Here is a 6,309-nt window from a genome sequence, read left to right on the forward strand (position 1 = left end):
TTCACCACTCACTTACGTATATAGGTTAATTAGAAGGCCTTTGATTTCACCAATCTTTCCAAGGATATCAATGGCTCCTTGTTCCTTTTTAACAATTTCATTTGCTAGTTCAACTAAGCTTTTATCAATCTGCTCAACCGTTTTTAAAGTCTGGCTATGCCCACTCGATGTCCAGCTATGTGACTGCTTCAAATTCATTCCGAAATCAACAGCCTGTTTTACAAAATTCTTTACAAGCCCTTTATATTTAGCCAAGTCCTTAAAGTTCCTTGACCGAGAAAGGCGCTCACCTTGGCTCTCAATTTGGGACATTAATTTATGAAGCTGTTCCATCTGAAGCTTATTTTCCTGCTTTTGAACAATCTCCCCGAATCTTGCCTGTCCTGTCACTGGAAGTTTATTCTCTTGCCTCGCTTTATCTAAAGCTGGACGTAAATCTTGATTTATTTTCATTGCTAAAAGCCCCCATTAAAACTGGTGAAATTCTTCAACCGGTACGACAAATACGGTGGCCCCTCCTACCTCTACCTCTACAGGGTAAGGAACATAGGAGTCCGCATTACCTCCCATTGGAGATACTGGTGCAACTAACTGATCACGGTGCTTACAATTTTCTTTAATTATTTCAAGCGCCTTAGGTACCCGGATATCTTCTGTACCAATCAAGAAAGTCGTATTACCTGACTTTAAAAATCCACCCGTACTCGCTAGTTTCGTCGCACGGAAATTTGATTCCACCAATGCAGTTGATAAACGATTACTATCTTTATCCTGGACTACAGCCATAATTAGTTTCATCCTAGTGCCTCCTCTTATTTTATCATGTTTTTATATACTATTCATTTTCTGCTAAATGGTAATTGTTTCGTCATTAATACATCATTTTCCTCTATTATAAACAACTTAATCAAATACTGAAAACTTTTTTCAGTATTTGTAACAAGTAGCCATCATGCTTTTCCCATTACTGGGAATAATCTTAACTATTTTATGAAAAAAAGCACTTCTTAGGAGGAAGTGCTTTCTTCATGGTCTTGTATAATTTTCTTAAGTGCATGTAACGAATCTGAGTAGACCTCTTCTAATGTCTGAGCTGCATTTATTTTTACAAATCGCTCTGGCTCATTTTCCATCACAAGTTGATATCCTTCCCTTACCTTGTGATGGAAGTCTATTTTCTCAAGATCCAGTCTATTTATTTCTCGTTGATGATTTTGCTGTATACGCTCAAAACCCTTTTCAGGTTCAATATCGAAATATATGGTCTTTGTCGGCATTAAATCTTCAATCGCAAACTGGTTGATTGCTAATACCTCTCCTAAACCTAGTCCACGAGCATGTCCCTGATAAGCTAGTGAGCTATCCAAGAAACGATCGCATAATACAACATACCCGTTATTAATAGCTGGTAAAACCTTCTCTACTAAATGCTGCCTTCTTGCTGCAGCATATAATAAAGCCTCTGTCCGACCATCCATTTCTGTATTAGCAGGATCTAGTATAATTGAACGAATCTGTTCAGCAATTTTTATTCCGCCTGGCTCTCTAGTATATAAAACTTTATGATTTTCATTTTCGAGATATTCTACAAGCATTTTTACTATGGTTGTTTTACCTGCACCTTCTGGACCTTCTACTGTTATAAATAAACCAATCATTAAACGTTCTCCTCTTTTTTACCATCATAGATGTTCATTACATTATCGTTTAACCCCTGAATCTTCGCCCCTTGCTTCATTAAAGTAGTGAGCCTCAGCAGGTGTGCTTCTGTTATGAGTTCTCCTTGCAAAATCAATGGGATACCTGGTGGATAAGGCACTAATGACTGTGCAGCGACTTGATTGACACACTCTTCGATAGGTACTTTCCTTGTATTCATTGATTTCAGTTCATAAAATGAATATGGAACAATCGACTGTGATTGAGTAATTTTCATTTGTGGTTTGCGTTCATTCGTTGTCGCAATATCATGAAGCGCTACCTTTATTTTTAATAGTAATGAACCTAGCTCCCTTTCATGTAAGGGCATTATACACAATACATTTTTAGAGTCAGCTAATTCTGTATATATTCCAGTCTGTTCTAAAATAGCTTGCAGCTGGTATCCAGTAAGTTGGCAGCGACTTTGAATGATAAGTTTTAATGGATCCTGTAAAATTTCTGGGTCAGATGATTGAACCACACAAATTTGAGGAATATCACCTAGCTCAGCCTTAAACCTTTGTATAGCTTCGTATATATCTTCAATACCATCATTCATAACCTTTGCAAGATACGCCCTTGCTAAGTCAAGAGAGGCCATAATAGGATAGGAGGGACTACTTGATTGTAAAGATCTAAGATAAAAGACTATCTTATCTATTGGGATTAATTTACTTTGAAAATGAAGATAAGATCCCATTGTCATGGCAGGTAGCGTCTTATGTGCAGATTGGACAACCACATCCGCCCCACTTTTTAAAGCGGACTCTGGAAATGGAGTGCCAACCCCGTAATGGGCACCATGCGCTTCATCTACAATCACGGGAATTCCCTTACTATGAGCAAGCTTAACAATCTCTGTTAAATCATAAGTATGACCATAATAATTAGGATTTGTTAGAATAATAGCTTTTACCTCTGAATACTCATCCAATGCTTTAGTGATTGTATTTAGATGAACATAGCTTTGAACATCTGATTCTTCATCATGTTCTGGTATTAAAAATACAGGCTTTACACCAGCAATGATTAAACCATTCATAATGGATTTATGACAATTCCTTTGGACTAATACCGTATCATTGATCGAACAAACTCCAAGAATCATAGAAAGATTACCGACTGTCGTTCCATTTACTAGGAAAAAGGACTTTTCAGCTCCATATAGATTAGCAAGTAATTTCTCAGCTTCTTTAATAGCTTCTGCTGGTTCATGCAAATCATCAAGACCCGTCAACTCGGTTACATCTAATTTTAAAAGTTCACTGAAGTATGGGTATCCCTTCTTCAAAAATACTTGTCCATTCTTATGTCCGGGAACATGTAAAGAAATTGACTGTTTGTTAACATGCTTTATTAACGCATCAAATAAAGGGGTCAAATCTTGATTCATAATAGGTCCCCTTTCTATCAGTTCTTTAAGTATTATATCAGACATCAAAAAAAAAAATCCTAAAACTCAGGATTTTTAAGAAAATATTGTAGGCTGTGTGATCTTTCGCATTTGTTTTAAATAAAAATGGTAATTCGGATGGTCTGTCTGAGTATGGATCATCTCATTTTCGCAATCTGTACATATAAATGAAGTATATAAATGGATGCCTTTATCTTTTGATATTTCACATATTACGCATGTTTCCCCGACCAATTCTCTATTTATATTTATGTGTGTACTCAATTACTCCACCTCCAGTAACAGCATTCCCAAGAATTACAAAATGTATACACAATTTAAAATTTACATAATTTTTTAACCCTATAATTCTAGTCTATGTATCTTTGCTTATTGGGTGTATGTCTAGGTGGAGAATTTGGGATGTACAATTAAAGATTGTTTACGTCGCCAACCAATCGGAATAAGCGTAGCTATAGCCACTGCGCTTTTTCACATTGGTTAATTTAAAATGGCTTGCTTATCTGTAACATGTAACAAAAAAGAGTTTTATTGATAAACTGAACTGATTCGTTGATGAGTCTAAATGTCCTTAAAACAATTCGTCTTACGCTTATCGGACAATACCCAAATTTCTATTCTCGCTCAAATTCTACCTCTGTTAGGATTGCTATAAGACAAATATAACTATGTTAGATCATTATTTAAGTTTACTGCCATATGAGATCACTGTAGATTAAGTAAAATTTGATAGAAATAGCTTATACACTAGCGAATTTATGACAATAAATACTTCTAATCCTGTAGTTTTAAGATAATTCCACGAAAAATACATCTAATTCCGCAGTTTTGATGCTAATTCCATGAAAAGAAACGTTAATTCCGCGATTTTTTCTTTTACTCCACGAATTCTTTTAATAATTCCGCAAAAACTGATTTTGGCAATTGTCCAAAATAGAAATTACTGTATGGCGCTAATTTTTCTTACTTATGAACTATTGATAAGTTTTATTTACTTATGACAGACTTATGAACGTCTGGACCTTCTTTTTACATATATGCGAGTCATTTATAATAAAAAACAAAAAAGCGCAGCTACAATAGCTACGCTTTTTCTCTTTGCTTGGCGACGTCCTACTCTCACAGGGGCAATGCCCCAACTACCATCGGCGCTGAAGAGCTTAACTTCCGTGTTCGGAATGGGAACGGGTGTATCCTCTTCGCCATCATCACCAGACAATAAGGGATTAAAATTATTCCCTCAAAACTAGATAATATCGTATGCAAGAATGTCGTTTAAATATGGTTAAGTCCTCGACCTATTAGTATCTGTCAGCTCCACGTGTCGCCACGCTTCCACCTCAGACCTATCAACCTGATCGTCTTTCAGGGGTCTTACTTCAAAGAATGGGAAATCTCATCTTGAGGGGGGCTTCATGCTTAGATGCTTTCAGCACTTATCCCGTCCACACATAGCTACCCAGCGATGCCCTTGGCAGAACAACTGGTACACCAGCGGTGTGTCCATCCCGGTCCTCTCGTACTAAGGACAGCTCCTCTCAAATTTCCTACGCCCACGACGGATAGGGACCGAACTGTCTCACGACGTTCTGAACCCAGCTCGCGTACCGCTTTAATGGGCGAACAGCCCAACCCTTGGGACCGACTACAGCCCCAGGATGCGATGAGCCGACATCGAGGTGCCAAACCTCCCCGTCGATGTGGACTCTTGGGGGAGATAAGCCTGTTATCCCCGGGGTAGCTTTTATCCGTTGAGCGATGGCCCTTCCATGCGGAACCACCGGATCACTAAGCCCGACTTTCGTCCCTGCTCGACTTGTAGGTCTCGCAGTCAAGCTCCCTTGTGCCTTTACACTCTACGAATGATTTCCAACCATTCTGAGGGAACCTTTGGGCGCCTCCGTTACATTTTAGGAGGCGACCGCCCCAGTCAAACTGCCCACCTGACACTGTCTCCCAGCTCGATCAGAGCTGCGGGTTAGAATTTCAATACAGCCAGGGTAGTATCCCACCGACGCCTCCACCGAAGCTGGCGCTCCGGCTTCTCAGGCTCCTACCTATCCTGTACAAGCTGTACCAAAATTCAATATCAGGCTACAGTAAAGCTCCACGGGGTCTTTCCGTCCTGTCGCGGGTAACCTGCATCTTCACAGGTACTATAATTTCACCGAGTCTCTCGTTGAGACAGTGCCCAAATCGTTACACCTTTCGTGCGGGTCAGAACTTACCTGACAAGGAATTTCGCTACCTTAGGACCGTTATAGTTACGGCCGCCGTTTACTGGGGCTTCAATTCAAAGCTTCGCTTGCGCTAACCTCTCCTCTTAACCTTCCAGCACCGGGCAGGTGTCAGCCCCTATACTTCGCCTTGCGGCTTCGCAGAGACCTGTGTTTTTGCTAAACAGTCGCTTGGGCCTTTTCACTGCGGCTCTCTCGGGCTTTCACCCTACCAGAGCACCCCTTCTCCCGAAGTTACGGGGTCATTTTGCCGAGTTCCTTAACGAGAGTTCTCTCGATCACCTTAGGATTCTCTCCTCGCCTACCTGTGTCGGTTTGCGGTACAGGCACCTCTCACCTCGCTAGAGGCTTTTCTTGGCAGTGTGGAATCAAGAACTTCGGTACTATATTTCCCTCGCCATCACAGCTCAGCCTTTATGGTAAGCGGATTTGCCTACTTACCAGCCTAACTGCTTGGACGCGCACTTCCAATCGCGCGATTCTCTATCCTCCTGCGTCCCCCCATTGCTCAAACGGTGAGGAGGTGGTACAGGAATATCAACCTGTTGTCCATCGCCTACGCCTTTCGGCCTCGGCTTAGGTCCTGACTAACCCTGAGCGGACGAGCCTTCCTCAGGAAACCTTAGGCATTCGGTGGACAAGATTCTCACTTGTCTTTCGCTACTCATACCGGCATTCTCACTTCTAAGCGCTCCACCAGTCCTTACGGTCTAGCTTCAACGCCCTTAGAACGCTCTCCTACCAATGTCGTTAGACATTCCACAGCTTCGGTGATACGTTTAGCCCCGGTACATTTTCGGCGCAGAGTCACTCGACCAGTGAGCTATTACGCACTCTTTAAATGGTGGCTGCTTCTAAGCCAACATCCTGGTTGTCTGGGCAACTCCACATCCTTTTCCACTTAACGTATACTTTGGGACCTTAGCTGGTGGTCTGGGCTGTTTCCCTTTCGACTAC

The 6,309-nt window shown here is 41.1% G+C and carries 5 protein-coding genes and 2 rRNA genes (1 of these 7 running past the window's edge); all 7 read right to left on the reverse strand.

Translation table 11 applies throughout. The annotated features are described in order from the left end of the window. Nucleotides 1-12: 12 nt before the first annotated feature. Nucleotides 13-453: a YaaR family protein gene (locus M1D60_RS23420; RefSeq protein WP_456277162.1), complete on the reverse strand. Its 441-nt coding sequence runs from the start codon at nt 451-453 to the stop codon at nt 13-15. 15 nt (nt 454-468) lie between these two features. Next, complete coding sequence (locus M1D60_RS23425) at nt 469-798, reverse strand: cyclic-di-AMP receptor (protein WP_456277163.1); 330 nt, start codon at nt 796-798, stop codon at nt 469-471. Nucleotides 799-1,007: 209 nt separating this feature from the next. Then, nucleotides 1,008-1,658: a dTMP kinase gene (gene tmk, locus M1D60_RS23430; RefSeq protein ID WP_456277164.1), complete on the reverse strand. Its 651-nt coding sequence runs from the start codon at nt 1,656-1,658 to the stop codon at nt 1,008-1,010. Then, nucleotides 1,658-3,094: an aminotransferase class I/II-fold pyridoxal phosphate-dependent enzyme gene (locus M1D60_RS23435; protein WP_456277165.1), complete on the reverse strand. Its 1,437-nt coding sequence runs from the start codon at nt 3,092-3,094 to the stop codon at nt 1,658-1,660. The genes tmk and M1D60_RS23435 overlap by 1 nt, the downstream gene beginning before the upstream one ends. A 75-nt stretch (nt 3,095-3,169) precedes the next feature. Beyond that, nucleotides 3,170-3,367, reverse strand: coding sequence for a sigma factor G inhibitor Gin (locus M1D60_RS23440; protein WP_456279529.1), 198 nt, complete (start codon nt 3,365-3,367; stop codon nt 3,170-3,172). A gap of 848 nt (nt 3,368-4,215) precedes the next feature. Next, a 5S ribosomal RNA gene (gene rrf / locus M1D60_RS23445) occupies nt 4,216-4,331 on the reverse strand. 65 nt (nt 4,332-4,396) lie between these two features. After that, nucleotides 4,397-6,309: ribosomal RNA gene (locus M1D60_RS23450) — 23S ribosomal RNA — on the reverse strand; it runs 1,012 nt beyond the window's last position.

Source organism: Bacillus sp. AK128 (genome assembly GCF_053903075.1).

Coding starts and splice junctions, on each gene's coding strand:
- M1D60_RS23435 (WP_456277165.1), bottom strand. CDS start 3,094: ATGAATCAAGATTTGACCCCTTTATTTGATGCGTTAATAAAGCATGTT.
- M1D60_RS23420 (WP_456277162.1), bottom strand. CDS start 453: ATGAAAATAAATCAAGATTTACGTCCAGCTTTAGATAAAGCGAGGCAA.
- M1D60_RS23425 (WP_456277163.1), bottom strand. CDS start 798: ATGAAACTAATTATGGCTGTAGTCCAGGATAAAGATAGTAATCGTTTA.
- tmk (WP_456277164.1), bottom strand. CDS start 1,658: ATGATTGGTTTATTTATAACAGTAGAAGGTCCAGAAGGTGCAGGTAAA.